Below are 26,955 nucleotides of genomic sequence, written 5' to 3' on the forward strand. Positions count from 1 at the left end.
GCGCCTGTCATCGTCCCGCCATATGGCATCATACCCCTGATGCTGATAGAAGCAGGTCTTCTGGAGGCATTCCATGCGTAAGGCACAGATCGTCCGCGAGACCAAGGAAACCCGGATCTCCGTATCCGTTGATCTCGACGGCACCGGCAAGAGCGATATTTCCACCGGCATTGGTTTCTTTGACCACATGCTGGATGCTCTCGCGCGCCATGGTCGGATGGACCTGACCATCAAGGCCGTTGGCGACCTGCACATTGATGACCACCACACCACGGAAGATGTGGGCATCGTGCTGGGCAAGGCCGTGAAGCAGGCGCTGGGCGATATGCGCGGCATTACCCGCTATGCCGATTGCCTGATGCCCATGGACGAGACACTGACGCGCGCCGCCATTGATATTTCCGGCCGCGCCTTCCTCGTCTTCCGTACGGAATTCCCCACCCAGAAGATCGGCACCTATGATACCGAACTGGTGCGCGAATTCTTCCAGGCATTCACGATGAATGCCGGCGTCACCCTGCATATTGAAACATTGTATGGGGTGAATTCGCACCATATCGCCGAAAGCTGCTACAAGGGGCTTGCGCGCGTTCTGCGTGCGGCAGTGGCGATGGACCCGGCCTCCGCTGGCGAAATCCCCTCCACCAAGGGTGCCCTCGGCAATTAGGAACGGCGATGTCCAGCTGGATCGTCCTGTCCCGAACAAACGGGAAAGCAGCGGGGAAGGTTGCGCCCCACACACCGGCGCAGCAGGCCGCGCAGGCGGCAGAAGATGTCGTCTTCGTGCGGGACAGCTTCTCCTGGCTCACCCTTTTGTTCACACCCGTCATGCTGTTATGGCACCGGCTGTGGCTGGGGCTGGCGGTGTATGTTGCCGCCACCATCCTCGTGAATGTCTCATCCGGCCTCGCCAATCTGCCGGAAGATGTGCCGGGCCTCGCCATGCTTGGCATCAGCCTGCTGTTCGCCTTCGAGCTATCCACACTGCGCCTCCGCAAGCTGGAACGGCACGGCTATGAAGAAGAAGCCGTCATCACCGCCCCGAATCGCGAAATGGCGGAGCGGCGTTTCTTCAAATACTGGGATGCGCCCCCAAGCGCACCGCCCCCAGCCCCCCGGCGCGCCATGCAGCCTGCATCGGCATCGGCAGACCTGCCAGCCATGAGCGCGCCTTCCCCTGCTTCCGCCACCGCAACATCTCCGCGCCCGGCCCCCTCTTCCCCGCAGGGTGCAGCAGAGCCCTACGTCATCGGGAGCCTGACGTGATCTGGAGTTCCGGCGCATGATCGTCGCCATCATTGATTACAAATCCGGCAATCTGCATTCCGCAGCCAAGGCCATGGAACGCGCGGCGAGCGAGGCTGAAGGGCTCGGCCCCTGCGACGTGGTGCTGACGGACGACCCTGAAATGGTGCGCAAGGCAGACCGTGTGGTGCTGCCCGGCGTCGGTGCCTTCGCCGATTGCCGCGCCGGCCTCGACGCCGTGCCCGGCATGGTGGAGGCCATGACGGAGGCCGTGCGGCAGAAGGGCCGGCCCTTTCTCGGCATCTGCGTGGGCATGCAGCTTCTGGCCGAACGCGGGCGCGAACATGGCGTAACCGCAGGGCTCGGCTGGATCCGCGGCGAGGTGGACCGCATCCAGCCTTCGGACCCGCACTTGAAAGTGCCGCATATGGGGTGGAACACCATCACCCCCGTGCGCCCCCACCCGCTGCTGGCCGGCATTCGCACCGGAGACAAGGGACAGCACGCCTATTTCGTGCATTCCTACCAGCTGAAACCCGCAGACGCGGAAGACCTTGTGGCCACCACCGATTATGGCGGCCCCATTACCGCAATCGTGGCCCGCGACAATGTCGCCGGCACGCAGTTCCACCCCGAGAAGAGCCAGGCCCTGGGCTTGGCGCTGCTCGCCAATTTTCTGAAGTGGCAACCGTGATTCTCTTTCCGGCCATCGACCTCAAGGACGGCCTCGCCGTGCGCCTCGAACAGGGCGACATGGAACGCGCCACCGTGTTCAACCGCGACCCTGCCGCGCAGGCCGAGGAATTTGAAACCCTCGGCTTCCACTATCTGCATCTGGTGGATCTGAATGGCGCCTTTGCCGGCAAGCCGGTGAATGCCGCCGCCGTGGAGCGCATTCTGGAAACCGTCTCCATCCCCGTGCAGCTGGGTGGCGGCATTCGTGACATGGCGACTGTGGAAGCCTGGCTCTCCAAGGGCGTCAACCGCGTCATTCTCGGCACCGCTGCCGTGCGCGACCCGCAATTCGTCACCGAAGCCGCCCGCGCCTTCCCCGGCAAGGTGGCCGTGGGGCTGGATGCGCGCGATGGCCGCGTGGCCGTGGAAGGCTGGGCGGAGACCTCGGACCTTGCCGCCGTGGATATCGCCCGACGCTTCGAGGATGTCGGCGTTTCCGCCATCATCTATACAGATATCGCCCGCGATGGCCTGCTGAAAGGCCTGAACATGGATGCCACCATCGCGCTGGCGGAAGCCATTTCCATTCCGGTCATCGCTTCCGGCGGGCTGGCCTCGCTGAAGGATGTGGAAGCCCTGCTGGAGCCGCGTGCGGCGAAGCTGGAAGGCGCTATTTCCGGCCGTGCACTCTATGATGGCCGGCTGGACCCGCGCGAGGCTCTGGCCCTCGTCGCCGGCCGCTGAGGAACTGCCATGCTGAAGGTTCGTGTCATCCCCTGTCTGGATGTGAAGGATGGGCGCGTCGTGAAGGGGGTCAATTTCGTTGACCTGCGTGACGCTGGCGACCCGGTGGAAATTGCCCGCGCCTATGATGCGGCCGGGGCCGACGAACTGACCTTCCTCGACATCACCGCCAGCCATGAGGATCGCGGCACCATTCTGGATGTGGTGCAACGCACGGCGGAACAGTGCTTCATGCCGCTCACCGTTGGTGGCGGCGTGCGCAAGGTGGAAGATGTGCGCGCCCTGCTGAATGCCGGGGCAGACAAGGTTTCCATCAACACCGCCGCCGTCAATAACCGCGCCTTTGTGGGCGAGGCGGCGGAAAAGTTCGGCCAGCAATGCATCGTGGTGGCCATCGATGCCAAGAAGGTCAGTGCGGAAGGTGAGCCGAACCGCTGGGAAATCTTCACTCATGGCGGGCGCAAGCCCACCGGTATCGACGCCATCACTTTCGCACGGGAGGTTGTGGATCTGGGCGCAGGTGAAATCCTGCTCACCTCCATGGACCGCGATGGCACCGGCATTGGCTTTGACTGCGCCCTGACCCGCGCCATTTCCGATGCCGTCAGCGTGCCGGTGATCGCCTCCGGCGGCGTCGGCAATCTCGATCATCTGGTGGAAGGCATCCGCGATGGCGGAGCCGCGGCGGTTCTGGCTGCCTCCATCTTCCATTTTGGCACCTACACCATTGGCGAAGCCAAGGCCCATCTGGCCGAGGCCGGCCTGCCGGTGCGGCTGGATGTGTAGAAACGTGCCGCGCGCCATGCTGCCACCGCGCCCGCTCCGCCTGGGCGGACGGCGCGGGGCGTGTGGGCCTGCCGCCTTTTCAGGAGCACCATTGTGAGCGACACTTTCACCCTTTCTGAGCTTGAAATCATTATTGCTGCCCGCGCGGCTGCCGATTCCAGCCAGTCCTACACCCGCAGCCTGCTGGACAAGGGCATTGGCAAATGCGCCCAGAAACTGGGTGAGGAAGCCGTGGAAACCGTCATCGCCGCCGTCAGCGCCGATGACGCCGCCGTGGTCTCGGAAAGTGCGGATCTGCTCTATCACCTCATGGTGGTACTGAAGGCCCGCAACATTCCTCTTTCCGCCATCCATGACGAGCTTGCCCGCCGCACCGGCCAGTCCGGCCTGGCGGAAAAGGCCAGTCGCCCTCACGCTTGATACCCACTCAGGTCGCCTGACCCGCGAGGCCCCGCCATGGATCAGCCCCACGATCCCAGCCTGTCGCCATACCGCACCTTTTCGCGTGCGCAATGGGCTGAACTCCGCCGTGATACCCCCATGACCCTCACGCCAGAGGAGGTCACACGGCTGGAGGGGTTGAACGCCCATCTCTCCCTCGCCGAGGTGGAGGAGATCTATCTTCCGCTCTCGCGCCTGCTGTCACTCTATGTGGCGGCGACGCAAAAGCTGTTCCGGGCCATGAGCTACTTTCTTGGCCAGCCTGCGGGGGATGCGCGCGGGGAGATGCCGGATGGCGAGGGCAAAATGCCCTATATCATCGGCATTGCCGGTTCCGTCGCGGCGGGAAAATCCACCACGGCGCGCCTGCTTCAGGCTCTTCTGGCCCGCTGGCCCAACACCCCAAAGGTGGACCTTGTGACCACCGATGGCTTTCTTCTGCCCAATGCCGTACTCAAGCGTGAAGGGCTGATGGGCAAGAAGGGCTTCCCCGAAAGCTACGATCTGCCGTTGCTGGTCCGCTTCCTTTCGGAGATCAAGGCCGGCCGGCGCCGGGTGCGCGCTCCGCTCTATTCCCACTTTTTCTATGATGTGATGCCCGATCAGATGGTGGAGGTGGACCGGCCGGACATCCTCATTGTCGAAGGGCTGAATGTGCTGCAAACCACACGCCCGCCGAAAGACGGGAAAGCCAGCCCGTTTGTCTCCGATTTCTTCGACTTTTCCATCTATATTGATGCTGACGAAGATATTCTGGAGCACTGGTATGTGGAGCGCTTCATGAGCCTGCGGCGCACCGCCTTCATGGACCCGCTCTCTTATTTCCATCGCTATTCAGAACTGACAGAGCAGGATGCGGAAACCCGTGCGCTCTCCATCTGGCGCTCCATCAACCTGCCCAATCTCACCGACAATATTCTGCCGACCCGCCAGCGCGCCGATCTCATTCTGCGCAAGGCTGGAGATCATGAGGTGGCTGAAGTCAGCCTGCGCCGGCTGTAAGGCGTCAAACCCCGGTTGAAACGGGACGGGGCAGGATGGGGTTCTTTCCGCATATATGCGCGGCTGCACGGCCTCTTTCCGCCGTCACCACATCCGCCGCGTCATGAATGCCGCATGAAAAAAGGCCGGTCGCTCGTGCAACCGGCCTTTTTCTATTCCAGCCCCAACTCACTCGCCGGGGACAGCCTGCTTTTCAGAAGCCTCAACGGCCTCACCGGCCTCGTCCATCTGCTCCGTACGGGGGCGATAACGACGGCGGCGCCGCGCCGTGCGCACCTCTCCTTCAGCGGCCTCATCCTGCCCCTCGTCGGCGGGCGCAGCGTCTTTCGCCACAACTTCACGCGTCACAACGGGGCCCGATGTGATGAAGGAGGGCAGGCCCAGCTGTTCATCATTTTCAGCCGGCAATTCCGCCCGCGGGGCGCGGCTTCGGCTGCGACTACGCGCCGGACGGCTGGCAGGCACCGGCGCCTCATCTTCCTCACGCGCGACCGTTTCACGGGGCGCAGCTTCACGCACTGCCGTTTCGCGCGGCGCAGCTTCACGTGCGGGAGCGACGGCATGCGCCTCGCCATCCTCTGCCGTGCGCGAAGCGCGACGATACGAACCCTGCCGGCCTTCACGCGGCTGACGCCCACCTTCACGGAACTCCCGCGGCTCGCGAGGTTCCCGAGGTTCGCGCGGCTCACGGCCCTGTTCACTGCGCATCATCGGCTGCGGTGCATCCAGCGCGGAAACATCATCCTGGCCATCATCATCCTCGGCCTCATCATCACGGCCGGGAGCGGATTGCGGAGCATACTGCCCCTGAAGCGAAGCGATCAGACGCAGATAATGCTCGGCATGCTGCAAATAGTTTTCCGCCGCAACCGGATCGCCAGAAGACTGGGCGTCCCGCGCGAGCTGCTGGTACTTTTCGGCAACATGATGCGCCGTTCCCCGCACTTTTACATCCGGCCCATTGGATTCATAGACCCGGGTCAGGGGGTTGGAGCTGCGACGATTATTATTGCGGCCCCGCATACGCTTCGGCTGACCATTTCTCATCTGGATCGTTCTCTACTCGCGGGGCGTTCCACCCGCCATTACGCCCGGTATGCTCCGCCACGGTCTCCCGGACAACAACCGAACCGTGATCCGCAGGAGCCTGCCCGACAATCCGCAGGACAAGGCCCGGTTTGCACGGCGTGCGTCAGCAACGCGCCACCGCTATTCATGACACCATCAGTTTAAGTGCCAAATATTAAGGATCAGTCCGCTCATTGAGCTCAACTTCCGCACCAACAGGTGCGGGCGCTTATCCTATTCCTGGCTCCGACAGGAGCGGAGCACTTTCAACACGATGAAGCGATCACCCGGAAAAGGGAAGTGCCAGAGCGCAGCCCAATGTGCGCGCTACCAAACATGCCCACCTTTGGGCTGGAAACAAGGCTGTGATTTCCAGCACCTGCACAGGCCTCGACCTGTGACCCGGCGCGATTCCTGAAAGGACACTAGCCATTTCCGGCCCTGCTTCCAAGCATTTTTTCTGTACAATCGTGGATTTAGGACATTTCCGCCCTACAGTTTCAGGGTTTGCGGGCAGAAATCGCGCGGGGAATTCCGGCCAGATCTGGCTTTGCCGGGCCACACACCACAAGGCCAGCCGCCTTCAGCAGGCCAGAGACGTCCTCTTCCTGTCCCACGCCCAGTTCCAACACCACAAGCCCACCGCTGCAAAGCAGGCGCGGCGCATCTGCGATAATGGCGCGATAGGCATCCAGGCCATCCACCCCGCCATCCAGCGCCAGAGCCGGATCATGAGACCGCACTTCACGTGGCAGGATCAGCATGGCATGGCTGGTGATATAAGGCGGATTGGAGACCACCAGATCAAACCCGCCGACAAGGCCCGCGCCCCAGTCCCCCACCACGGCGAAAGCGCGCTCACCCACACCGACATGGTCGAAATTGTCCAGCGCCGTACGGGCCGCGCCCTCGGCCCGGTCCACGCCCACCCCCAGCGCCTGCGGGCGCTCCACAAGCAAGGCGGCCAGAATTGCGCCCGAGCCGGTGCCCAGATCCAGAATGCGCAAAGCCGCATCCCGTTCCGGGAAGGCATCCAGCGCCACCTCTATCACGGTTTCCGTATCCGGGCGCGGCACCAGCGTATCGGGCGAAAGCTGGAAGTCCAGGCTCCAGAATTCCCGATGACCTAGAATGCGCGCCACCGGCTCACCTGTGATCCGCCGCATCATCAGCGCCATGGCCCGCTGGGCCACGTCCGGTGTCACCATCTCATCATCGTGCTGGATCAGCTCGGAGGGTGTGCAGTTGAGAGCGCTGGAAAGCAGCAGACGCGCTTCAAGATCCGGCGCGCTCACGCCGGAAACCACCAGCTCTGCCGTCATCTGGCGACGCAGGGCCCGCAGATTGGCCACATCCCTCATGTCGAAAATGCTCCCGCTCACCCGCGGACCTGATCGTGATCCTGCGCAGCCAGAAGAGCGGCCTGATGCTCGGTGAGCAAAGCCGCGATGATCTCATCCAGCGCGATACCCTGCATCACCTCATCCAGCTTGTAGAGCGTGAGGTTGATGCGGTGATCCGTCACCCGGCCCTGTGGGAAATTATAGGTGCGGATGCGTTCCGAACGATCACCGGAGCCAACCTGCCCCTTACGTTCAGCGGCCCTGCCGGCCTCCGCCTTCAGGCGCTCCTCATCCAGCAGACGCGCCCGCAGCAGCCCCATGGCACGCGCCCGGTTGCGATGCTGGGAACGGTCATCCTGCACCACCACCACCGTGCCCGTGGGCACATGGGTGATGCGCACGGCGCTTTCGGTCTTGTTCACATGCTGGCCGCCAGCCCCCTGAGCGCGGAACACATCCACGCGCAGATCCGCTTCATTGATCTCGAAATCAACATCCTGCGCCTCAGGCAGCACGGCCACAGTGGCGGCGGAGGTGTGAATGCGCCCCCCCGCCTCAGTGGCCGGCACACGCTGCACCCGGTGCACGCCACTCTCGAACTTCAGGCGCGCATAGGCCCCGCGCCCCTGTACCGCAGCGATGATTTCCTTGTAGCCGCCCATGGTACCCTCGCTTTCCGAGAGCACCTCCACGCTCCAGCCCCGTTCGGCGGCATAGCGGCTGTACATGCGGAACAGATCCCCCGCGAACAGGGCCGCCTCGTCACCGCCGGTACCCGCGCGCACTTCCAGAATTACGTTGCGCTCATCCATGGCGTCGCGCGGCAGCAAGGCCAGGCGCACCTCATGGGAAAGCTCATCAATTCGCTCTTCCAGCCGCTCCACTTCGCTTTCAGCCAGCGCCAGCATCTCTGGATCAGAGGCGGAATCGGCCAGAAGCTCGCGCGCGCCGGCCAGATCCTGCTCGGCAGCCTTCAGGATGCGAACCTGCTCCACCAGTGGGGAGAGATCTGAAAATTCGCGCCCAAGGCGCACATATTCATCGCCCTCTGCGCCATGGGCGAGGGCATTCTCGATCTCCGCATGGCGGGCGAGCAACTGTTCAAGCTTGGCGCGCGGCAGCTTCATCATCATCACGCTGGGTGGGCCTTCACGAGAGAGAAAGCTCCTGTTCCCGCGCAAAGCTGCGCAGAGCCTCACGAATATTCACCTTGCCACCATGGTTATCCAGCAGGGGCAGCAACATCTTGCGGGCCGCCGCCACATCCAGATCCAGCAAGGTAGCCTTCACAGGCCCCAGAGAGGCCGGGGAAACGGACAAAGCCCGATAGCCCAGCGCCGCCAGAGCCACAGCCTCCAGCGGGCGGGAGGCCAGCTCACCACACAGGGTAATGGGCTTTCCATAGCGCGCGCCGGCATCCGCCACCATGCGGAAGGCCCGCAGGGCCGGAGCTGAAAGCGGATCAAAACGGTCCGCCACGCGCACATTGGAGCGGTCCGCCGCGAACAGGAACTGCACGAGATCGTTCGATCCCACGGAGAGAAAATCCACCCGCGGCAACAATTCATCCAGTTGCAGCAGCAGGGAGGGCACTTCCAGCATGGCGCCCACATAGACATGCTCGGGAATGCCATGGCCGTGGCGACGCAGATGGGTCAGCTCCCTCTCTACAATGGCGCGGGCGGAATCGAACTCTCCCACCTCGGCCACCATGGGGAACATCAGGCGCAATTCGCGCCCAGCCGCCGCGCGCAGCAAGGCCCGCACCTGAGAGCGCAGAAGACCCGGCCGGTCCAGCCCAAGACGGATGGCGCGCCAGCCCAGAGCCGGGTTTTCCTCATCCACCGCGCGCATATAGGGCAACACCTTGTCACCGCCAATATCCAGCGTGCGGAAGGTCACCGGGCGCTTGTCCGCCGCATCCAGCACCGCGCGATACAGCTTGAGCTGCTCGGAAATGCGCGGAAAGGCGGAAGCGATCATGAACTGAAGTTCGGTACGGAACAGACCAATGCCAGCCGCCCCGGTTTCTTCCAGATGAGGCAGATCCACCAGCAGGCCGGCATTCAGCAGCAGGTCGATCTTCTCCCCGTCGCGGGTCACGCAGGGGCGATCCTTCAGGGCGGCATATTGCGCCTGCCGCCGGGCGCGGAAGCGCACCTTCTCGGCATAGGCGACTTCCACATCCCCCGGCGGGCGCAGATGCACTTCGCCAGCCTGCCCGTCCACAATCACGGCGTCGCCGGAATCGGCAAGGCCGGTCACATTCTCCACCTGCCCCACCGCGCCAATGCCCAGGGCGCGGGCCACAATGGTGACATGGCTGGTGGTACCACCCTCCTCCAGCACAAGGCCGCGCAGGCGGGTGCGATCATAATCCAGCAGGGCCGCCGGGCTCATGTTGCGGGCGACGATAATGGCGTTTTCCGGCAGATCCTCCCGGCCTACGCCGCGCCCGCGCCCGGTCAGCACACGCAGCAGGCGATTGGCCAGATCATCCAGATCGTGCAGACGCTCACGCAGATAGGGATCGGAGGCGCGCATCATGCGGGCGCGCGTATCCGACTGCACCCGCTCCACAGCACCTTCCGCCGTCAGGCCGGAAAGCACGGCCTCGCGCATTTTCTGAATCCAGCCCCGGTCATGGGCGAACATGCGGTAGGCTTCGAGAATTTCACGATGCTCGCCCGCCTTGGAGAGACCATCCTCTTCCAGCAGCAGATCAATGGAATGCCGCAGCTTGTGAATGGCGGCATCGAGGCGTGCGGTTTCTTTTGGCACATCGTCGGCGATGACATTGGTCACCGTCACACGCGGCTCATGCAGCACCACATGGCCCAGCCCCAGCCCATCGGCCAGCGCCACGCCTTCCAGATGCAGCGGACGACGCACCGCAGGCTCCGCACCGGGTGGGGCCAGAGCTGTCAGCTCGCCCGAAGCGATCATCTCCGCCAACACCATGGAGGTGGTCTGGAGCGCCTCGATTTCCTCATCGGTATAGGTGCGTCGGGCGGTATTCTGCACCACCAGCACACCCAGCGTGTTACCCGCCCGCAGAATCGGCACGCCGAGGAAGGAATTGTAGATTTCCTCGCCCGTTTCCGGCCGATAGGAGAATTCGGGGTGGTTCTGCGCATCCGAAAGGGCCAGCGGCTGGGCCTCGCGGGCGACATGGCCCACCAGGCCTTCCTCCACCTGCAAGACCGTGCGATGAACCGCATCGGCCTTCAGTCCCTCGGTGGCATACAGCTCAAGGGTAGAGTCAACGCGCAGCACATAGACCGAGCAGACTTCCGCCACCATATTGGCAGCGATCAGAACCACGATCTTGTCGAGACGATCCTGCGCGTTCACAGGCTCGGCCATCACCTCGCGGAGACGGCGGAGCAATACACGCGGACCGCCGAGCGCGCCACGCATCGGCCGCATCCTTATCTGTCAGCGAGACGGACACCTCCGACACAAGCGGCACAAGCGCCACTTCGCCGAAGGCTCCATTCATGCCGGGAAGGCCCGGCGCCTCTTCAGCTGTCCAGCCCGTATAGCGAATGCAGAGTTCGGACTGCAAGCTCTGTATAGGCCGAGTCGATCAGGAAGGAGACCTTGATCTCCGACGTGGTGATCGCACGGATGTTGATACCCTTCTCCGCCAGCGCACCGAAAGCCTGCGCGGCCACACCGGCATGAGAGCGCATGCCGATGCCGATGACGGAGACCTTCGTCACCTCGGTATCGCCCTGCAATTCACGGAAGCGAATGGTGTCGCGAAGCTTTTCCAGCACCGCCTTGGCGCGCTCGAAATCGGCCACCGGCAGGGTGAAGGTAATATCGGTGAAACCGTCGGCAGACGTGGTCTGCACGATCATGTCCACATTGATGTGCGCATCCGCGAGCGGAATGAAGACAGCGGCGGCGATGCCGGGCTTGTCTTCCACGCCACGGATGGAAATCTGGGCTTCGTCCTTCGCAAAGGCGATGCCGGTCACCACCTGGGCTTCCATCTGGCTTGCCATGATCTCCTCCTCATCACAGATCAGCGTACCGGCCTGTTCCACCACATGCGCCTCGGGGGCATCCGGGTCGATGAGGCTGGAGCGCACGAAGGTGCGCACATTATGAACCATGGCGAGCTCCACCGAGCGCACCTGTAGAACCTTGGCTCCAAGGGACGCCATCTCCAGCATCTCCTCGAACGCCACCTTTTCCAGACGCTTTGCCTTGGGCACCACGCGCGGATCGGTGGTGTAGACACCGTCCACATCGGTGTAGATATCGCAGCGCTCGGCCTTCAGCGCTGCGGCCACCGCCACCGCGCTGGTATCCGAACCACCGCGCCCCAGCGTGGTGAGACGTCCGCTTTCGGCATGAATGCCCTGGAAGCCGGCGAGAACAGCCACCTGTCCGCCATCCATTGCCGCACCAAGGCGCGAGCCATCCACATCCAGAATGCGCGCCGAGCCATGGGCGTCATCGGTCAGAATCGGCACCTGCCAGCCCTGCCACGAGCGGGCGGGCACGCCCATCTGTTGCAGGGTCACGGCCAGAAGGCCGGATGTGACCTGCTCGCCGGAGGCCACCACCGCATCATATTCGGCCGGGTCATAGAGCGGGTCGGCTTCCTTGCACCAGCCCACCAGCTCATTTGTCTTTCCGGCCATGGCGGAGACCACCACCGCAACCTGATGACCCGCCTCCACCTCGCGCTTCACATGACGCGCGACATTGCGGATACGCTCAATATTGGCGACGGATGTGCCGCCGAACTTCATCACCAGCCGAGCCATCGCTCGTGCCTTTCCTGAAAGAAGGGATTTTCGGGCGAATGCGGGCAGGCAGGACTGGTGCGGAGCACAGCTCCGTCAGCATGCCGCGCCGCGCGGGCGGGCGTCATTTTCGACGTTTGAGCGCATCCCCGCGCAAAGTTGCGCACGGTATGGAGCGGTCTGGAGTGACGAAGCGGAACATCCCGATGAACCCTGACGCGCGGGGGTGAGGACGCGCGAAACACTGGTGCGCCTGAATAGCCGCAACTCCGCGCGGGGGCAACCTCCCGGCCGCACTCCGGTGCGGTTCCAGTTTGCCGGCTGCCCCGTCCCACCCGGAAACCAAAGAAAAGCCCTCCCGTCCCGTCACCCCCCTCATGCCTCAGAAAGATAGCGCGCAGGCGCACTTCGTGCTCTATCTGCCGCATGACGACGCCCCCCCGCACTCCCGGCTCTTCCGGCCGCCCGCCCCACACTCACTCCGGTCCGCGCAATGGTGCGAACCGGGGCCCGCATCAGAACCGTGCGCCACAAGGCCGCGCCCCCCGCCCGGCCCCCGCCGGCATGGCCGCGCGCGCCGCTGCGGTGGAAGGGCTGGATCTCGTTCTGCATCACAATGCGGGGCTGGAAGATGCACTGGATACGCTGCCGGCCCATCTGGAACCGCGGGACAGAGCGCTGGCCTTCCGCATCATCGCCACCACATTGCGGCGAATCGGCACCCTGCGCGCGGTGCTCTCCCCCCTTCTGGAACGGGGATTGCCGCGCGGCGCCCCCCGACTGGAGCCGGTGCTTCTGGCCGGCGCCACGCAAATCCTGTTCATGGATGTGCCGGACCATGCCGCCGTGGGCCTCAGCGTGGATGTCGCCCGCACGGATCGCTCCACCGCCGGGTTCGCCAAGCTGGTGAATGCGGTGCTGCGCCGCCTCATCCGCGAGAAGGAGTCCCTGCTGGAAGGAGTAGACCCCTATCAGGCCGATACGCCGGAATGGCTACGCGCCCGCTGGAGCGCCGCCTATGGCGAGGAGCAGGCCCGCGCCATCGCCGCGCTGCATCAGGCCGAACCACCGCTGGATATTTCCGTGAAGACCGACCCGGAAAGCTGGGCCGAAAAGCTCTCCGGCGAAGTGCTGCCCACCGGCACTGTGCGGGTTCTACAGGCAGGCGCGGTGCGCAACCTGCCGGGCTTTGCTGAGGGGGAATGGTGGGTGCAGGATGCCGCAGCAGCCCTGCCCGCCCGCCTTCTGGGCGATGTGCGCGGCCTTGCCGTGGCAGATCTGTGCGCCGCGCCCGGCGGCAAGACAGCACAACTTGCCGCGGCTGGCGCTCAGGTGACAGCGGTGGACCGTTCCGGCCCGCGCCTTAACCGGCTGCGCGAAAACCTCGCCCGCCTGAAGCTCGACGCCCATGTGCGGGAAGCCGACGCCACCCGTTTTCTCGGCGGCCCGTTCGACGCCATCCTTCTGGACGCGCCCTGCTCGGCCACCGGCACGCTGCGCCGGCACCCGGATATCGCCTTCACCAAGCGCCCCGGCGACATTGTGACGCTGGCGAAGCTTCAGGCCGAACTGCTGAACCATGCCGCAGACCTTCTGAAACCCGGCGGCATTCTGGTCTATTCCACCTGCTCGCTGGAGCCGGAGGAGGGTGAAGAGCAGATTGCCCGCCTGCTGAAGGCCCGCAAGGATCTGCGCCGACGCCCCGTCACAGCGGAAGAATTGTCAAAAGATGCACAAGCCGTCGCCGCGTTCATAACTCCTCAAGGTGATGTGCGCACTCTTCCCAGTTACTGGATGCGGGGAGAATCGGAGCGGTCCGGCCTTGATGGCTTCTTCGCCGCCCGTCTCGAACGTATCCGGTAGGCTGCCGCCCGAAGAGGTCACGGGCTGCGTTCATCCGGCCGGTCCCGCACCGGCCGCCAGCCAGGGGACCTCGCGAGAAGATGGGCAAAGCCATGTGGCATGGACTGGCGGGACGCTTCCACTCCATCACACCCGGCCTTGCGCCCGTGACGGGGATGCATGTGAGCCGAGACAGCCTTGTCGAGCGACTGCGACTTGCAGCATTGCTGGCCAGGGCACAGGCGCGCGCAGTGCTGGAAAGCTTCTCCGGAAGCGCGCTGGCGCTGGCCTATGCCAGTGTGCCCGCGCCCGAGCGCCTGCTCATCGCCCCGCAGGATCTGCACACCGCAGACCCCAGCCTCGCCAGCGAAATCTATTCCGGCCGCTTTGCCTTTGCCGGCAAGGCGCTGGCGCTGGACGGGCGCAGCGTTTTCGAGCTTGACCCGCCTTCCGTGGAATGGGCGCAGGCGCTGCACGGCTTCGGCTGGCTGCGCCATCTGCGCGCGGCCGGTACCACCATTGCCCGCGCCAATGCCCGCGCCCTTGTGGGCGACTGGATGCGCGACCCCGGCCTGGCCCACGACATGGCCTGCGAACCGGAAGTCTCGGCACGGCGCATCATTTCCTGGCTCGCGCAGGCCACCTTTATCCTTCAGGATGCGGAGCTGGATTTCTACCGCCGCTTCACCCGCTCGCTCACCCGGCAGGTGCGCCAGTTGCGGCGGGTGGCCCACAAGGCGGAAGATGGCTATCCGCGCCTTGTCACCATCATCGCCCTCGTCTTCGCCGGGCTGTGTATGTCCGATCAGCCGCGCCTGCTGAAAGCTGCCCAGCGCCGGCTGGAAGAGGAGCTGGACCGGCAGATTCTACCCGATGGCGGACCGATCACCCGCAACCCCGGCATGCTGATTGATCTGCTGCTGGATCTGCTGCCTTTGCTGCAAGCCTATACAGCGCGCAATCTGCCCTCACCGCCTGCTTTGATGAACGCCATGGACCGTATGATGCCCATGCTGCGTTTCTTCCGCCATGGCGACGGGGCCTTCGCGCATTTCCACGGCATGGGCTATACGGCGGCAGACCAGCTCGCCACCATTCTTTCCCACGATGACGCCCGCGGCGCACCCGTGGCCAATGCGCCCTATAGCGGCTACCAGCGGCTGGAGACGAACGGCACGGTGCTGATAGCCGACACCGGCGCGCCGCCCCCCTTCTCCGTAAGCCGGGAGGCCCACGCCAGCTGCCTGTCCTTTGAGCTGTCCTCCGGCCGCAACCGTCTGGTGGTGAATTGCGGCGCACCCGCCGTGAACCGCGAAATGTGGCGGCAGGTGGCGCGGGCCAGCGCGGCGCATTCCACCGCCATTGTGGCGGATACCTCTTCCTGCCACTTTCTTCAGGGCGCGCGCCTCAACCGCTGGCTGGGCGCACCGGTGATCGCCGGTCCCAAAACGGTGGATGTGCAGCGCAACACCCGGCCCGACGCCATTTTGCTGCGCGCCAGCCATGATGGATACCGGGAGAATTTCGGGCTTCTGCATCGCCGCTCGTGGCGTCTGGCGCAGGATGGCAACCGGCTGGATGGGGAAGATGTATTCCAGCCTGTGGGCGAGCAGGCCCTTTCCAGCGACAGCCGCCTTCCGGTGGCCACACCCTTCGCCATCCGCTTCCATCTGCACCCGACGGTTTCGGTCGAGCGCTTTGATGATCCGCATACCGCGCTGCTGTGCCTGCCCAATGGCGAGGCCTGGGCCTTCGCCGCACCTCATCTGCCGGTGCTGATCGAGGAAAGCATCTATCTGGCGGCCCCCGACGGGCCGCGCCGCACCGCGCAACTGGTGCTGATCGGCGACATGGCAGAAAACCCGCGTGTGATCTGGACCTTCATGCGCACCCGCGAGGCGCAGGGCGGCAGCCGCGGGCACTGAAATACGCCGCATGATAATAAGGAGGCGTGAGCCCCCTTTACAGGATCAGGCCGGCAACAGCGCCTTGCCATAGCTGGCCCGGTCCATATCGAGCACCTCAACCGTGATCTGCGTTTCAAGGCCCTGCGGCAGGGCGATCCGCTTCAGGGCCTCCAGCAGAATCTCCGACATCTGCCGTTTCTGCTCGGCCGTGCGACCACTGAGAATGCACAGCCGCGCGGCCAGAAAGGCGCGCCCTTCCTCCGCCGTACCAATGGCAAAGGCTTCCAGCACCACCGCCCGGCTCTTGATCGCCTGTTCCTCGAACTGTCCAGAGGTCAGCAGGGCCGCATTCAGCCCGCGCAAGGTAGCGGAGGACACAACCGAGCCAAGATTGGCCGTATGTTCAACAATGAGATGCGGCATGAGCGCCCCGTCAAACTGGCTGGAGATGGCAGTCTTTCGCTGAAAGTCGCGCAGAAAGGCAGCGCCGGGGGAGGCATGGTCCGCCCGGCGCGCCCGAGCCTCACAGAATGAAGCGGGAAAGATCCGCATTGCGGGCCAGATCGGCCACGCGGGAGCGGACATATTCAGCGTCAATCACGATCGTCTCGCCGGAACGGTCCGGGGCAGTGAAGGACAGATCGTCCAGCACCCGCTCGATCACGGTCTGAAGGCGGCGTGCGCCGATATTTTCCACATTGGAGTTCACCTCCACAGCGGCATCGGCAATGGCTTCCACCGCATCGGAGGTGATGTCCAGCGTCACGCCTTCCGTGCCCATCAGCGCGATGGATTGCTTGACCAGGCTGGCTTCCGTCTCATTCAGGATGCGCACGAAATCGGCACGGGTCAGCGCTTCCAGCTCCACGCGGATGGGCAGGCGGCCTTGCAGTTCCGGCAACAGGTCGGACGGCTTCGACACATGGAAGGCACCGGATGCGATGAAGAGGATGTGATCCGTCTTCACCGGGCCGTGCTTGGTGGAAACGGTGGTGCCCTCGATCAGCGGCAACAGGTCACGCTGCACGCCCTCACGCGAGACATCCGCGCCGGAACGGTTCTCGCGGCCGGCGATCTTGTCGATCTCATCGAGAAAGACGATGCCGTTATTTTCCACCGCATGGATAGCGTCCTGCACGGTGGCGTCCTGATCTATGAGCTTGTCGGCCTCTTCGGTCAGCAGCAGTGGATGGGCTTCCTTCACCGTGACCTTGCGCGCCTTGGTGCGCCCGCCAAAGGCCTTGCCCAGCATGTCGCCCAAAGACACCGCGCCCATCTGTGCACCGGGCATGCCCGGCAGCTCGAACATGGGCATGCCGGCTGCACCTGCGGAGACCTCGATCTCCACTTCCTTGTCATCCAGATCGCCATTGCGCAGGCGGGTGCGGAAGGAATCGCGCGTGGCGGCAGAGGCATTGTTGCCCACCAGCGCATCCAGCACGCGCTCCTCAGCGGCCAGGTGCGCCTTGGCCTGCACATCCTTGCGCTTGTTTTCCTTCACCAGTCCGATGCCGACTTCCACCAGATCACGGATGATCTGCTCCACATCGCGGCCCACATAGCCCACTTCCGTGAATTTCGTGGCTTCCACCTTCAGGAAGGGCGCGCCGGCCAGACGGGCGAGGCGGCGGGAGATTTCGGTCTTGCCCACGCCGGTGGGGCCGATCATGAGGATATTCTTGGGCAGAACCTCCTCACGCAGCTTCTCATCAAGCTGCTGGCGACGCCAGCGGTTGCGCAGGGCTATGGCCACGGCACGCTTGGCGTTGGTCTGGCCCACAATGTGGCGATCGAGCTCGGAGACGATCTCGCGCGGGGAAAAGTCGCTCATGGCGGGAGGCTTCTCTTCTTGATACAGGCGGCCTGAAGGCTCAGGCCGAAATGGTTTCGAGCGTGATGTTGCGATTGGTGTAGACGCAAATATCAGCGGCGATTTCCAGCGCGCGGCGGGCGATGATTTCCGGGTCTTCCTCGCGATCCAGCAAGGCGCGGGCGGCTGCCAGCGCATACATGCCCCCGGAGCCGATGGCGGTGACGCCCTCTTCCGGCTCCAGCACATCACCCGTGCCGGTGAGCACCAGCGTGACGTTTGCATCGGCCACGATCATCATGGCCTCCAGCCGGCGCAGATAGCGATCCGTGCGCCAATCCTTCGCCAGTTCCACCGCCGCGCGCTGAAGCTGGCCGGGATACTGCTCCAGCTTGCCTTCAAGCCTCTCGAACAGGGTGAAGGCATCTGCCGTTGCGCCGGCGAAACCGCCAATCACATCCCCGCGCCCCAGGCGACGCACCTTGCGGGCATTGCCCTTCAGCACGGTCTGGCCCAGCGTGACCTGCCCATCACCGGCAATGGCCACGCGGTTACCCTTGCGGATGGAGACAATGGTGGTGCCGTAAATCGTATCGGGGGAAGAGTGCATCCAACGCTCCGCTCGGGCGGGCCTGCGGGCGGCCCCAGAAACAACGGAGCGGCCCGGCTGAAGCCGGCTTGTTTCATCTGCATCCGGCGGGCCGGAGCCACGCCTTGGCCCTTTACTTATGTCTTCCGCCCGCAGACGCAATGCACCCCCGCCTTTTGCCCCGGAGATATTGAAAGGATTGACCTCAAAAGCTTCCGCAAGGTGAGGCGACATTCGCCTTTCAACCGCTCCGCATTGCCTTGCACGGGCCAAGCAGACCATGCCAGTTTGCCGACGTTTCATCTGTCGGAAGCGCCCCGCTCCATGTCTTCGCTGTCCATATCCTCGCTGTTTCCTCTTTCAGACGACTCTCTCACACCGTCCCGTATCACCTATGCCGAAAGCGGGTTTGACCGCGCCGCCCATCTGCGCACAGGCTCAACACCCCTGCTGGATGCCCCGCAGGCACGAGGCCTGCTGGTGGGTGCCGAAATGGTGGCGATGAGACTGGACGCTCTCTCTGGAACCGGCAGCGCCCTGTTTCCCATATCCGAAGCGCGCATCTGGCAGCGCGGCCAGCCCATTTTCATCGGCCTTGAAAATGACGCACCGCTTTTTGCCTTCTCCTTTGATCCTGCCCGGCAGGAAGATATGGAAGCGGCGGGGCTAAGGGTGCAGGATCTGCGCGGCATCGCCATGGAAGGGCTGGTGCCCGGCACCCAGCTGGGCGCGCTGGCCTGCGCCAAGGCGTTGATGTCCTGGCATGGCCGACACCGCTTCTGCTCCAATTGCGGCGCGCGGACTGAGATGATGGATTCAGGCTGGCGACGGGAATGCCCGGCCTGCAACGGCCAGCATTTTCCACGTACGGACCCGGTGGTCATCATGCTGGTGGCGCAAGGCGATCAGGCCCTTCTGGGCCGGCAGACGCATTTCCGCCCCGGCATGTATAGCTGCCTGGCCGGTTTCGTGGAGCCGGGCGAAACGCCGGAAGAGGCCGTGCGCCGCGAAACGCTCGAAGAGGCCGGCATTCAGCTTGGCCCGGTGCGGTATTTCGCCAGCCAGCCCTGGCCGTTTCCCATGTCGCTCATGCTCGGCTTTCTGGCCGAAGCCACAAGTTCCAATATCACCATGGACCCGAACGAGCTGGAAGATGTGCGCTGGGTACATCGCGATGAGGTGGCGCAGATGCTGACGCGCACCCATCCTCAGGAGCTGTTCGCGCCGGGACCGGAGGCCATTGCCCACCACCTCATGCGCGCCTTTGTGGAGAAGGCGCGCTGAAGCGCACCTCAAAAGTACAGACAAAAGGCCGGACCCTTCTGGACCCGGCCTGAATCTTCACCCTGCATGACGCCTCAGGCCGCATCTTCCTTCAGGGTCGCGCGGAAGGGAGAGGCCGGATAGACACCCAGAATGCGCACCTCCCGCGAGAAGAAGGCCAGTTCCTCCAACGCCAGCTTCACCGGGCGTTCATCCGGGTGGCCATCAATATCGGCATAGAACTGGGTGGCAGTGAAATGCCCGTCCATCTGGTAGGATTCCAGCTTGGTCATGTTCACGCCAGTGGTGGCAAAACCGCCCAACGCCTTGTACAGCGCCGCCGGCACGTTGCGCACGCGGAACACCAGCGTGGTCACCACCGGGCCGTTTCCGGCCGGTGCCCACTGGCCATCACGCGAGAGAATGATGAAGCGCGTGGTGTTGTGCTTCTCATCCTCGATATTCTCGGAGAGGATATCCAGCCCATAGATCTCCGCCGCCAGACGCGAGGCTATGGCGGCGCGGGTCACATCCCCCGCCTCGGCGATCTCGCGGGCGGAGCCAGCCGTATCAGCCGCAGTCACCGGGCGCAGGTTCAGCGTGCGAATGGCCTTGCGACACTGGCCCAGCGCCATCACATGGCTCTGGGCCGTCTTCAGTGTGGCCAGGCTTGCCCCCTTCACCCCCAGAAGCTGGTGAGAGAGCGGCAAAAAATATTCGCCCACAATATGCAGGCTGGAACGCGGCATGAGGTGGTGAATATCCGCCACACGCCCGGCCACCGAATTCTCGATGGGAATCATGGCCAGATCGGCCTCGCCCTTTTCCACCGGCGAGAAAGCATCCTCGAAGGTGGCGCAAGGCACCACTTCATGGTCTGGAAAGGCATCCCGGCAGGCAATGTGGGAATTTGCGCCCGGCTCACCCTGAAACGTGATGCGCGGTTTGATCTTGTGTTCGCTCACCTGATGTTCCTCTACCGGCATGAACGCGCGGGCGCGCCACCCCTTTGTGTTCCTCACGCGCCCACCTCCCATGTCCGGGGAAAAGCACGCAGGAATGCCCTTTGCAGGGCTGTAGCATGAAGGCGACTAAAAGCCCTCCTCCGTCGCCAGAATGGCGCGGGCGCGTTCCAGATGGGCCTGGGTATCCACACCCAGCGGCACCGTATCCACCACGGCCACATCAATGCGCATGCCCGCTTCCAGCGCACGCAACTGTTCCAGCTTTTCGCGCTGCTCCAGCACCGAGGGCGGCAACGCCACGAAACGCTCCAGCGCCTGACGGCGATAGGCATATAGCCCGATATGGTGATAAAGTGGCCCTTCGCCATAAGGTGCAGTGGCGCGGGTGAAGTAGAGCGCGCGCAACAAGCCCTCGCCAATGGGCGAACCGACAATCTTCACCACATTGGGGTCTTCCCGCTCGCCCGTTTCGTGGATCTCTGCCGCCAGGGTGGCGATATCCACCGCCGGATCATCCAGCGGATCAAGTGCCCGGCGAATGCTCTGTGGATCAATGGTCGGCAGATCCCCCTGCACATTCACCACCCGTTCAATCCTGCCGTCCGGGTCCAGCGCGCCCAGCGCCTCGAAGATGCGATCCGAGCCGGAGGGGTGATCCGGCCGCGTCATCACCGCCTCGAAGCCGGCCGCGCGCACCACATCCGCAATATCCTGCGTATCGGTCGCCACCGCCACGCGGCCAATACCGGCCCGCATGGCACGGCGCGCCACTTCGACAATCATCGGCCGGCCGCCCACATCCGCCAAGGGCTTGCCCGGCAGGCGACTGGCCGCAAGACGCGCGGGAATGAGAATGAGTGTTGCCGTTGCAGACATGCCTGTGCCCTCAAGTTCCGCCGCGCTGCATCATCGTGAACAATAAGATCCGCTCCATGCCCGCCACAGTCGCCGACAAGGTGTTCATGAGGCGATCGCGCGGCGCTCACAAGGCAGCCATGAGACGAACATGAGACGAACATGGGGCAGCCATGAGGCGCAGCGGCCCGCTTCCTCTTGTGATCCCCCGCTTTAATACGGGTTGCGCCGCTTCAATCAAAGTGCTTAGTGTCGTTCCAACTTGCGCGCACCCACCCGCGCGCGTTCTGCAATACACCGCGTCCGCCGATGGCAAAACCCGGCAAGGGTGCGATCAGTGAGGGGTCCGAGGGGCGAAGCGCCAATGAACGTACTTGGATTGTTGATCAAGGCTGTGGTTGGGATCGTGCTGGCCCTCGTGCTGGCATTCGGTCTTGGTTACGTTTCACAGTTCCTCTTCACGCCCCACATTCCGGCGCAGCCCGGATTTGAGGTCGTCGTGCTGGCCGAGGGCGAAACCGCCGCGCAGCCGAGGGAAGTGCCGATTGAGGAGCTGTTCGCCACCGCCTCCATCGAGAAGGGTGAGAAGGTCGCCAAGAAGTGCGCCGCCTGCCACAACTTCAAGGAAGGCCAGGGCAACAAGGTTGGTCCCGAGCTTTATGGCGTCGTGGGCCGCGAGACCGCCACCTTCCCCGGCTTCAAATATACGGATGCCATGAAGGCCCATGGCGGCAAGTGGGATGCGCTGGCGCTCAACACCTACCTCACCAACCCGAAGGAAGTGGTGCCCGGCACCAGCATGGCGTTCGCCGGCATTCGCAAGGCTGAGGACCGTGCGAATCTCATCGCCTATCTGAACTCCCTGTCGCATGATCCGCAGCCCCTGCCGACGGCCGCACCAGCCGAAGAAGAGGCCCCTGCGGAAGACGCACCCGCGCAGGACGCGGCACCCGCTGAAGCGGCCCCGGCCGAAGCAGCTCCTGCCGACGCCACCCCGGCGGAAAGCGCGAACGAGCAGCAGGCTCCCGCTGTCGCGAACTGACATTTCTGCCCGTTACATGCGGGCAGAAATACACAGATACAATGGCCGCGCCCGGCAGGGTTGCGGCCATTTTTTCGTTATCGCCCCCTTCATGCGCCTGCAAACTCTGGCGGCCCCGGCCCAATAGTGATAGGCGAAACCTCATTCCGGCCCATGCGGCCGTGCAAAGCTTCATGGCCCGCACATCCGCCCCGCCGGAAACACTGATTTCATGGCACACCTGCCGACATCGCCAACGCGCCCGGCAGGCGCAAAAGCCCGGAGCTGGAGCCCAGACATGACCGCCGATATCCGTCCCGTGACCCGCGCCCTCATCTCGGTGTCCGACAAGGCGGGGCTGGTGCCCTTCGCCACGGCCCTTGAGGCCTGCGGCGTGGAACTTGTTTCCACCGGCGGCACCTGCAAGGCGCTGGCCGATGCCGGGCTGAAGGTACGTGACGTTTCCGACCTGACCGGCTTCCCCGAAATGATGGACGGCCGGGTAAAGACCCTTCACCCCAAGGTGCATGGCGGCATTCTCGCCATCCGCTCCGATGCCGGCCATCAGGCTGCCATGGCCGAGCACGACATCGCCCCCATTGATCTCGTGGTGGTGAATCTCTACCCGTTCGAGGCGACCGTCGCCCGCAAGGCCGATTTCGACGAAACCATCGAGAATATCGACATTGGCGGCCCCTCCATGATCCGCGGAGCGGCCAAAAACCATGCCGATGTGGCAGTGGTGGTGGATACCAGCGATTATGAAGCCGTGCTGGCTGAAGTGAAGGCCCATGGTGGCACCACGCTGGCCCTGCGCCGCAAGCTGGCCCAGAAGGCCTATGCCCGCACCGCAGCCTATGATGCTGCCATCTCCAACTGGTTCGCGCGCGAGCTGAAGGAAACCGCTCCGGCCTATCGCGCCGTGGGCGGCAAGCTCATCGAGGCGTTGCGCTATGGCGAGAACCCGCATCAGAATGCGGCCTTCTACGCCTCGGACGAAATCCGCCCCGGCGTGGCCACCGCCCGTCAGGTGCAGGGCAAGCAGCTCTCCTACAACAATATCAATGATACCGACGCCGCCTTCGAGGCCGTGTCCGAATTTCACCCCTCCCGTTCTGCGGCTGTGGTGATCGTGAAGCACGCCAACCCCTGCGGCGTGGCCGAGGGTGCTTCGCTTGAGGAAGCCTATCGCAAGGCATTGGCCTGCGATCCCGTTTCGGCCTTTGGCGGCATCATCGCTGTCAACCGTACGCTGGATGCCGACGCTGCCCGCGCCATGGCCGACATCTTCACCGAGGTGATCGTCGCGCCCGACGCGACAGAAGAGGCCATTGCCATTGTCGGTGCGAAGAAGAATCTGCGCCTGCTGCTGACCGGCACCCTGCCGGACCCGCGCGCCCCCGGTCTGGTGGTGAAGAGCGTGGCCGGCGGCCTTCTGGTGCAGAACCGCGACAATATCAGCGCCGATGATCTGGAACTGAAGGTCGTCACCAAGCGCGCCCCCACCGAGCAGGAGCTGGCCGATCTTCGCTTTGCCTTCCGCGTGGCCAAGCATGTGAAGTCCAACACCATCATCTACGCCAAGGATGGCGCGACCGTGGGTATTGGCGCGGGCCAGATGAGCCGGGTTGATTCGGCCCGGATCGCGGCCCGCAAGGCTGTGGATGCCGCCGAAGCTGCGGGCCTCTCCGAGCCTCTCACCAAGGGGTGCGTTGTGGCCTCCGACGCCTTCTTCCCCTTCGCAGACGGTCTTCTGGCTGCCGTGGAAGCTGGCGCAACGGCCGTGATCCAGCCCGGCGGCTCGATGCGGGATGCAGAAGTGATTGCAGCTGCCGATGAAGCCGGCTTGGCCATGGTGTTCACCGGCGTGCGCCACTTCCGCCACTGAAGCACGCCCAAGACTGCACAATATGGAGCCCTGCCCCTCACCGGGGGCGGGGCATTTTTTTTGCTGCGCAATGCGATTCGCCGGCAAATCAAAAATCGGGCAAGCGCCCCTCTCTGAGCCTGTCAGACATGGCGATGCGCGAGAGAGCGCAAACATGAAAAAAGGGAAGGAGAGGGCGGAACGCGGCCAGAGATATTGCCGCTTGGGGCCGGTCTACATTCCGGCTACGCTCGGCCACCCAACCCGTCACTCAAGGCGGGGAATGTCAAGCCGACCACAGACGTGGCCCAGCCTGAAGAAGCGTCCCAATTCCGCCTGTCCGTTCAGCTCGCCACCTGAAAGCTGCCGCCCTGCACCACATAAACCGCGCCTTGGCGCACGGGCAGGCCGGTGGCTTCGGCAATCGGCATACCGGCCATCACATGCAGCGCGGTGCGAATCACGCCACCATGCGTCACCACCACGGCATCGCCTTCAATATCGGAAATGGCCCGCGCCAGCCTTTCGCTCAGCGCCTGATAGCTCTCGCCATTGGGCGGCGCATAATTCCACGGGTCTTCATCGCGCCGGCGCACACCCTCGAACTCACTGCGCCGCAACTGCGGCCAAGTCTTACCTTCCCAGTCGCCGAAGGACAGTTCCGCCAGACGGATATCTGTCGCGAATTCATTGACGGGCAGATCCAGCGTCGTGCGCATGATGCGCATGGTTTCCAGGGTGCGGGCCATGGGGCTGGAAACGAATTGCAGCCTTTCCGGCGCTTCTCCTGTGAGGCGCGGCAGCAGACGACCAATACGGCCCGCCTGCACTCGGCCCAGCGCATTCAGCGGCACATCGCGCCGTCCTTGCAGGCGACCGGCGACATTCCAGTCTGTTTCCCCATGACGCACGAAAAACAGACGCCGCGTTTCAGCCCCATCGCTCATCTGCCTGCCCCGCTTACCGGTTCACCGGCACATCATGATCATACCATGCGCCCAATGTGGGATAGATCACCCGCAGCCGCACTATCGCGCCCGGCGCCCGCGGCCCGCGATAGCTCACCACCATGCCCCTGGTGCTCTGCCCCAGGCATTTGCTGAGACCGGCATCGAAACCCGTGATGCGGAAACTGGCGAGCCGGATGGAAACCTGTCCGCGCGGCGGAGTGGACAGCACCCTGATCTGGGGTGCTTCCGTCTGCTGACAGTTAAAATCCACCGTACCTGCGGCGAAAATATCATTCCGCCGCGTCCCCCGCCCCAGCACATAGGCAATGCCAAGCTCCGAGGGATTGGAATAATTGGGAAACAGTGCGCCGCCGGGGCCCAGCAACCGCTCTTTCAGCGGATATTGCTGGAAGGAGGGCGGGCTCTGCGCCAAGGCAGCATCAGCCCCCATTCCCGCAACCGACAGCGCACCGGCCACAGGCAGAACCAGAGAGAACAAAAACGCGCGCAAACCGGCCTGCATGCAGCTCTCCTTCAGTGCGGCACTCAGTCCCGCGCCAGCGCAAGGTCCGGCGCTTCGGGGTGCTTCATACCCACAATATGATATCCGGCGTCCACATGATGCACCTCGCCGGTCACACCACGCGACAAATCGGAGAGCATATAGACAGCGGTATCGCCCACCTCATTGGTGGTGACCGTACGGCGCAGCGGCGAATTCAGCTCATTCCATTTCAGGATATAGCGGAAATCACCAATGCCGGAAGCTGCCAGAGTCTTGATCGGACCGGCGGAAACCGCATTCACACGGATGGCCTTGGGGCCAAGATCGGCGGCCAGATAACGCACGGAAGCCTCAAGCGCAGCCTTGGCCACACCCATCACATTGTAATGGGGCATCCACTTCTCGGCGCCATAATAGGTGAGCGTGAGAAGAGAGCCGCCATTGGGCATCAGCTTCTCGGCCCGCTGGGCAATGGCCGTGAAGGAATAGCAGGAGATGAACAGGCTGTTGGTGAAGTTTTCCGCCGTGGTGTCCACATAGCGGCCATCCAGCTCATCCTTGTCGGAGAAGGCGATGCAGTGGACCACAAAATCCAGCGTGCCAAACAGCTTTTCCGCCTCAGCGAAGACGGCGTCGATGGTCTCCGGCTCGGTCACGTCACAATGGCCAACAATCTGGGCGCCCAGTTCCGCCGCCAGCGGGGCCACCCGCTTCTTCATCGCCTCGCCCTGATAGGTCAGGCCAATTTCCGCGCCCGCCGCGCGAGCAGACTTGGCGATGCCATAGGCGATGGAACGATTGTTGGCGACGCCGAGAACCAGCCCGCGCTTGCCCTTCAGCAGACCGTTCGCGAAACTGTCTGTCGCCATGTGTTGATACTCCACATTGTCAATTCGTTGAATTCGCCGGGCATGCCGGTGAGCCGGCATTCTGCAATGCCGGCTTTCCTATGACATGCCCCCCTCCCCCATTCAAGCAAACTGACACATCAAAGCCTCTTGCGCTCCGCAAAAACCCGTGCTAAATGCAGCCTCCTCTGGTCACGGAGTATAGCGCAGTCTGGTAGCGCACCACGTTCGGGACGTGGGGGTCGCAGGTTCAAATCCTGCTACTCCGACCAGTGATTTCAAAAGGTTGATGATCCCGAGACAATCAACCGCTACGGCATGAAGAATGCCAAAAACACACTCCGACACTCATATCGCAACGCAGCATGGGAACGCACCCTTGCAATGCTGTAGCCGCATGCGCATGCCGTCTGGCCAAGCTTCGGAAAACCGAGCGACCACCACCGGCTGATTGTGCATCATCATG

25 protein-coding genes and 1 tRNA gene are annotated in these 26,955 nt (G+C 63.7%); 13 read left to right on the plus strand and 13 right to left on the minus strand.

Translation table 11 applies throughout. The features are described 5' to 3' along the window. The first annotated feature begins 73 nt into the window (after positions 1-73). The 7 genes from hisB to coaA all read left to right on the plus strand — a co-directional run bounded on the left by hisB (position 74) and on the right by coaA (position 4,893). The gene (gene hisB / locus ACT6QH_RS01365; protein WP_444973023.1) at positions 74-667 is read left to right on the plus strand and encodes an imidazoleglycerol-phosphate dehydratase HisB; all 594 of its coding nucleotides are present in this window, start codon (positions 74-76) and stop codon (positions 665-667) included. A gap of 8 nt (positions 668-675) precedes the next feature. Beyond that, positions 676-1,266: a DUF2628 domain-containing protein gene (locus ACT6QH_RS01370; RefSeq protein ID WP_444973024.1), complete on the plus strand. Its 591-nt coding sequence runs from the start codon at positions 676-678 to the stop codon at positions 1,264-1,266. Between the two features lie 16 nt (positions 1,267-1,282). Continuing rightward, positions 1,283-1,939: an imidazole glycerol phosphate synthase subunit HisH gene (gene hisH / locus ACT6QH_RS01375; protein WP_444973025.1), complete on the plus strand. Its 657-nt coding sequence runs from the start codon at positions 1,283-1,285 to the stop codon at positions 1,937-1,939. Next, the gene (hisA, locus tag ACT6QH_RS01380) at positions 1,936-2,664 is read left to right on the plus strand and encodes a 1-(5-phosphoribosyl)-5-[(5-phosphoribosylamino)methylideneamino]imidazole-4-carboxamide isomerase (protein WP_444973026.1); all 729 of its coding nucleotides are present in this window, start codon (positions 1,936-1,938) and stop codon (positions 2,662-2,664) included. The genes hisH and hisA overlap by 4 nt, the downstream gene beginning before the upstream one ends. A gap of 9 nt (positions 2,665-2,673) precedes the next feature. Continuing rightward, positions 2,674-3,450 (plus strand): imidazole glycerol phosphate synthase subunit HisF, encoded by a 777-nt coding sequence (hisF, locus tag ACT6QH_RS01385; protein ID WP_444973027.1) that lies wholly within the window; start codon positions 2,674-2,676, stop codon positions 3,448-3,450. Between the two features lie 93 nt (positions 3,451-3,543). Further along, entirely contained in the window at positions 3,544-3,870 is a 327-nt protein-coding gene (locus ACT6QH_RS01390; protein WP_444973028.1) for a phosphoribosyl-ATP diphosphatase, read from the plus strand. A 36-nt stretch (positions 3,871-3,906) separates the two neighbouring features. Then, positions 3,907-4,893, plus strand: a complete 987-nt coding sequence (gene coaA, locus ACT6QH_RS01395) for a type I pantothenate kinase (protein ID WP_444973029.1) — start codon at positions 3,907-3,909, stop codon at positions 4,891-4,893. 168 nt (positions 4,894-5,061) lie between these two features. Here the strand turns inward: coaA and ACT6QH_RS01400 are convergent, their stop codons facing one another. From ACT6QH_RS01400 to ACT6QH_RS01420, 5 genes are all read right to left on the minus strand, one after another. Beyond that, positions 5,062-5,940 (minus strand): DUF4167 domain-containing protein, encoded by an 879-nt coding sequence (locus ACT6QH_RS01400; RefSeq protein WP_444973030.1) that lies wholly within the window; start codon positions 5,938-5,940, stop codon positions 5,062-5,064. 521 nt (positions 5,941-6,461) lie between these two features. Beyond that, complete coding sequence (gene prmC, locus ACT6QH_RS01405; protein WP_444973031.1) at positions 6,462-7,343, minus strand: peptide chain release factor N(5)-glutamine methyltransferase; 882 nt, start codon at positions 7,341-7,343, stop codon at positions 6,462-6,464. After that, a complete protein-coding gene (prfA, locus tag ACT6QH_RS01410; RefSeq protein WP_444973055.1) occupies positions 7,340-8,434 on the minus strand; it encodes a peptide chain release factor 1 in 1,095 nt (364 codons plus the stop codon). Before prfA ends, prmC begins: the two co-directional genes overlap by 4 nt. 19 nt (positions 8,435-8,453) lie before the next feature. Continuing rightward, complete coding sequence (ptsP, locus tag ACT6QH_RS01415) at positions 8,454-10,724, minus strand: phosphoenolpyruvate--protein phosphotransferase (protein ID WP_444973032.1); 2,271 nt, start codon at positions 10,722-10,724, stop codon at positions 8,454-8,456. A 104-nt stretch (positions 10,725-10,828) separates the two neighbouring features. Then, positions 10,829-12,088 (minus strand): aspartate kinase, encoded by a 1,260-nt coding sequence (locus ACT6QH_RS01420; RefSeq protein WP_444973033.1) that lies wholly within the window; start codon positions 12,086-12,088, stop codon positions 10,829-10,831. Positions 12,089-12,493: 405 nt separating this feature from the next. Between ACT6QH_RS01420 and rsmB the strand changes: the two genes are divergently transcribed. After that, positions 12,494-13,930: a 16S rRNA (cytosine(967)-C(5))-methyltransferase RsmB gene (gene rsmB / locus ACT6QH_RS01425; RefSeq protein WP_444973034.1), complete on the plus strand. Its 1,437-nt coding sequence runs from the start codon at positions 12,494-12,496 to the stop codon at positions 13,928-13,930. A gap of 92 nt (positions 13,931-14,022) precedes the next feature. Then, positions 14,023-15,834, plus strand: a complete 1,812-nt coding sequence (locus ACT6QH_RS01430) for a heparinase II/III family protein (RefSeq protein ID WP_444973035.1) — start codon at positions 14,023-14,025, stop codon at positions 15,832-15,834. Positions 15,835-15,879: 45 nt separating this feature from the next. Here the strand turns inward: ACT6QH_RS01430 and ACT6QH_RS01435 are convergent, their stop codons facing one another. Genes ACT6QH_RS01435 through hslV form a run of 3 tightly spaced genes read right to left on the minus strand, consistent with a single transcriptional unit; the run spans position 15,880 to position 18,236 of the window. Beyond that, entirely contained in the window at positions 15,880-16,368 is a 489-nt protein-coding gene (locus ACT6QH_RS01435) for a 5-carboxymethyl-2-hydroxymuconate Delta-isomerase (protein WP_444973036.1), read from the minus strand. After that, positions 16,340-17,647 (minus strand): ATP-dependent protease ATPase subunit HslU, encoded by a 1,308-nt coding sequence (gene hslU, locus ACT6QH_RS01440; protein WP_444973037.1) that lies wholly within the window; start codon positions 17,645-17,647, stop codon positions 16,340-16,342. Before hslU ends, ACT6QH_RS01435 begins: the two co-directional genes overlap by 29 nt. A 40-nt stretch (positions 17,648-17,687) precedes the next feature. Continuing rightward, positions 17,688-18,236: an ATP-dependent protease subunit HslV gene (gene hslV / locus ACT6QH_RS01445; RefSeq protein ID WP_444973038.1), complete on the minus strand. Its 549-nt coding sequence runs from the start codon at positions 18,234-18,236 to the stop codon at positions 17,688-17,690. Positions 18,237-18,539: 303 nt separating this feature from the next. Here hslV and nudC point away from each other — a divergent pair, with 303 nt between their 5' ends. Further along, positions 18,540-19,499, plus strand: a complete 960-nt coding sequence (gene nudC, locus ACT6QH_RS01450; RefSeq protein ID WP_444973039.1) for an NAD(+) diphosphatase — start codon at positions 18,540-18,542, stop codon at positions 19,497-19,499. A gap of 74 nt (positions 19,500-19,573) precedes the next feature. On the opposite strand, the gene ACT6QH_RS01455 is transcribed toward nudC, so the two are convergent. Next, the gene (locus ACT6QH_RS01455) at positions 19,574-20,464 is read right to left on the minus strand and encodes a prephenate dehydratase (protein ID WP_444973056.1); all 891 of its coding nucleotides are present in this window, start codon (positions 20,462-20,464) and stop codon (positions 19,574-19,576) included. A gap of 105 nt (positions 20,465-20,569) precedes the next feature. Next, positions 20,570-21,319 carry a 3-deoxy-manno-octulosonate cytidylyltransferase gene (locus ACT6QH_RS01460; RefSeq protein ID WP_444973040.1) on the minus strand — a complete coding sequence of 250 codons (750 nt, stop codon included), beginning with the start codon at positions 21,317-21,319 and terminating at the stop codon, positions 20,570-20,572. Positions 21,320-21,662: 343 nt separating this feature from the next. Between ACT6QH_RS01460 and ACT6QH_RS01465 the strand changes: the two genes are divergently transcribed. Together ACT6QH_RS01465 and purH are read left to right on the plus strand one after the other, a co-directional pair. Further along, complete coding sequence (locus ACT6QH_RS01465; RefSeq protein WP_444973041.1) at positions 21,663-22,340, plus strand: c-type cytochrome; 678 nt, start codon at positions 21,663-21,665, stop codon at positions 22,338-22,340. A gap of 277 nt (positions 22,341-22,617) precedes the next feature. After that, a complete protein-coding gene (gene purH, locus ACT6QH_RS01470; protein WP_444973042.1) occupies positions 22,618-24,207 on the plus strand; it encodes a bifunctional phosphoribosylaminoimidazolecarboxamide formyltransferase/IMP cyclohydrolase in 1,590 nt (529 codons plus the stop codon). A 323-nt stretch (positions 24,208-24,530) separates the two neighbouring features. On the opposite strand, the gene ACT6QH_RS01475 is transcribed toward purH, so the two are convergent. Genes ACT6QH_RS01475 through fabI form a run of 3 tightly spaced genes read right to left on the minus strand, consistent with a single transcriptional unit; the run spans position 24,531 to position 26,510 of the window. After that, positions 24,531-25,133 carry a histidine phosphatase family protein gene (locus ACT6QH_RS01475; RefSeq protein WP_444973043.1) on the minus strand — a complete coding sequence of 201 codons (603 nt, stop codon included), beginning with the start codon at positions 25,131-25,133 and terminating at the stop codon, positions 24,531-24,533. A gap of 13 nt (positions 25,134-25,146) precedes the next feature. Next, positions 25,147-25,659, minus strand: coding sequence for a hypothetical protein (locus ACT6QH_RS01480; RefSeq protein WP_444973044.1), 513 nt, complete (start codon positions 25,657-25,659; stop codon positions 25,147-25,149). 23 nt (positions 25,660-25,682) lie between these two features. Continuing rightward, positions 25,683-26,510, minus strand: coding sequence for an enoyl-ACP reductase FabI (gene fabI / locus ACT6QH_RS01485; protein ID WP_444973045.1), 828 nt, complete (start codon positions 26,508-26,510; stop codon positions 25,683-25,685). A 174-nt stretch (positions 26,511-26,684) separates the two neighbouring features. Between fabI and ACT6QH_RS01490 the strand changes: the two genes are divergently transcribed. Further along, positions 26,685-26,761, plus strand: a tRNA-Pro gene (locus ACT6QH_RS01490). Positions 26,762-26,955 lie beyond the last annotated feature (194 nt).

The sequence above is a fragment of the Haloleucobacter albus genome, assembly GCF_052492075.1.